This is a genomic window from Streptomyces sp. UNOC14_S4 (assembly GCF_020740835.1).
In the GTDB taxonomy this organism is placed as follows: Bacteria; Actinomycetota; Actinomycetes; order Streptomycetales; family Streptomycetaceae; genus Streptomyces.
In genome coordinates, this window is record NZ_JAINFC010000788.1 from 1 (window position 1) to 2,383 (window position 2,383).

At 71.6% G+C, this 2,383-nt stretch carries 3 protein-coding genes; 1 reads left to right on the top strand and 2 read right to left on the bottom strand.

The features are described from left to right. Positions 1 to 26: 26 nt before the first annotated feature. Positions 27 to 839: a 3-oxoacyl-ACP reductase FabG gene (gene fabG / locus K6I34_RS35740; RefSeq protein WP_229332191.1), complete on the bottom strand. Its 813-nt coding sequence runs from the start codon at positions 837 to 839 to the stop codon at positions 27 to 29. Between the two features lie 70 nt (positions 840 to 909). Here fabG and K6I34_RS35745 point away from each other — a divergent pair, with 70 nt between their 5' ends. Beyond that, positions 910 to 2,058, top strand: a complete 1,149-nt coding sequence (locus K6I34_RS35745) for an MBL fold metallo-hydrolase (protein ID WP_308294105.1) — start codon at positions 910 to 912, stop codon at positions 2,056 to 2,058. A 146-nt stretch (positions 2,059 to 2,204) separates the two neighbouring features. Here the strand turns inward: K6I34_RS35745 and K6I34_RS38995 are convergent, their stop codons facing one another. Further along, entirely contained in the window at positions 2,205 to 2,375 is a 171-nt protein-coding gene (locus tag K6I34_RS38995; RefSeq protein ID WP_374231110.1) for a hypothetical protein, read from the bottom strand. Positions 2,376 to 2,383 lie beyond the last annotated feature (8 nt).

Genomic DNA, 2,383 nt, shown 5'->3' on the forward strand with positions numbered 1-2,383 from the left:
CCGCACCCCCGTCCGCGCCCCGCGGCTCAGTAGTTGCCCAAGCCTCCGCACACGTTCAGCGCCTGTGCCGTCACCGCCGCCGCGTCGTCGCTCACGAGGTACTCGACCATCGCCGCGACCTCGCGCGTCTCCACGTAGCGGCCCATGGGGACGCGGTTCGTGATGCGGGAGAAGGTCTCCTCCTCGCTCACGCCCCAGATGCCCGCGTAGTGCTCGCGGACGCGTTCGGCCATGGGGGTCTCGACGAAGCCGGGGCAGACGGCGTTGACGGTGATGCCGGTGCGGGCGAGTTCGAGGCCGAGGGCCTTGGTGAGGCCGACGACGCCGTGTTTGGAGGCGGAGTAGGGGACTGCGTGGACGACGCCCTGTTTGCCGCCGGTGGAGGCGATGTTGACGATGCGGCCGCGGCTCTTCTCCTTCATGCCGCCCTCGTTGAGGACCGCCTTGGTCATCAGGAAGACGCTGTTGAGGTTGGTGTTGATGACGTCGAGCCACAGTTCGTCGGGGATCTCGGCGGTCGTGCCGCCGCCGCTGCGGCCCGCGTTGTTGACGAGGATGTCCACCGGGCCGAAGCGCTCCACGGCCGAGCGCACGTACGCGCGGATCTGCTCGGCGTCGGCCACGTCGCAGACCGTGCCGTCGACCTCCAGGCCCTCGCCCCGGAGCTCCTTCAGGACCGCCTGCAGCCGGGTCTCGTCACGGCCGCAGATGTAGGCGCGGGCCCCGAGACCGGCCAGCCGACGGGTGATCTCCAGGCCGATACCGCTGGTCGCGCCCGTGATCAGCGCCACGGGTGCAACGGGTGCAACAGGTGCAACAGGTGCAGGGGTGGTGGACATGTGACCTCCGTCGTCCCGGCCGCCTTCCCCGGCGGCCGTGTCTGCCGTCTGCCGGTTCTGCCATCTGCCCGTGAGCGTGGCGGTACGGGCTCGAACCGTGGTGGAGGGCGCGTGGAAATCCGTGTTCCGCCAGCGTTTCGGTTTCGGTTTCCGGTCACCCGTCCTGTCGTCCGCCCGCTCCAGCGAAGCTCCATCCCGCCAGCCGACCATGGGCCAGATCGACGACGTGCTGGAGGAGGCCCGTATGGGTGGCGTGGGTGGTGTCGAAATCGGTGGTGCCGGAATCAGCGGTGTCGGAATCAGTGGTGTCGCCCGAGGTGGCGGCGGTCGGCTGGAGGAGCTCGCCTCGGGGGTGTTCGCCTATGTGCAGCCCGACGGCGGCTGGTGCCTGAACAACGCCGGTCTGGTCGTCGCGCCGGACGGGTCCTCCGTGCTGGTGGACACCGCCGCGACGGAGGCCCGCGCCCGCGCGCTGCGGGCGGCCGTGCTCTCGGTCGCCCCGGAGGCACCCCGGACGCTGGTCAACACCCACTTCCACGGCGACCACGCCTTCGGCAACTTCGTCTTCCCCGAGGCGCTGGTCGTCGGGCACGAGCGGACCCGTACGGAGATGCTGGGCGCCGGGCTGCACCTGACCGGGCTGTGGCCGGACGTGTGCTGGGGCGACATCCGGCTGGTCCCGCCCGCACTCACCTTCACCGGCCGACTCACGCTGCACGTAGGGGACATGGCGGCCGAGCTGCTGCACGTGGGCCCCGCCCACACGAGCAACGACACCGTGGTCTGGCTGCCGGAGCAGCGCGTGCTCTTCGCGGGCGACGTCGTGATGAACGGGGCGACGCCCTTCGTGCCGATGGGCTCCGTCAGCGGCTCGCTGGCCGCCCTGGCCGCGCTGCGGGAGCTCGGGCCCGTGACCGTCGTCCCCGGGCACGGGCCCGTCGGCGGGCCGGGCCTGCTGGACGACGCCGAGGAGTACCTCCGGTACGTCCGCGGCCTCGCCCGGGAGGGGATGGCCGCCGGCCTCGGCCCGGTCGAGATCGCCCGCGGGGCGGACCTCGGCGCGTATGGCCGCTGGCTCGACTCCGAGCGCCTCGTACCAAATCTGCACCGGGCAATCCTGGAGGAGCGGGGGGCCGCTCCGGGGAGCCCGGTCGACATGACCGCGCTCTTCGGGGAGATGATCGAGTTCCACGGTGGGGTTCCGGCTTGCCATGCGTGAACGCTGCGCTTGGCTTCTGGAGTGGGGGTGGAACCGTGCTTGTTCGTTGCCGGGTTCGCCTACCGGGGTGCGTCTTGCGCTGCGTGCGCGGCTGCGGGTCATCTTCGGCTGGGCGCGCAGTTCCCCGCGCCCCTTACGGGGCGCCCTTAGTCGAAGGAGACTTCCCTTCCCGCCCCCCGCTCCCGCGCGCGGTGGTAGAGCAGGTCGCAGGTGAGCGCGTCCTCGGACGGGAGGCCGACCGAGGTGAAGACGGTGGTTTCGGCCGCGTCGCGGCGGCCGGGGTGGTGGCCGGTCAGGACGTCGGCCAGTTCGGTCAGGGGCGGGT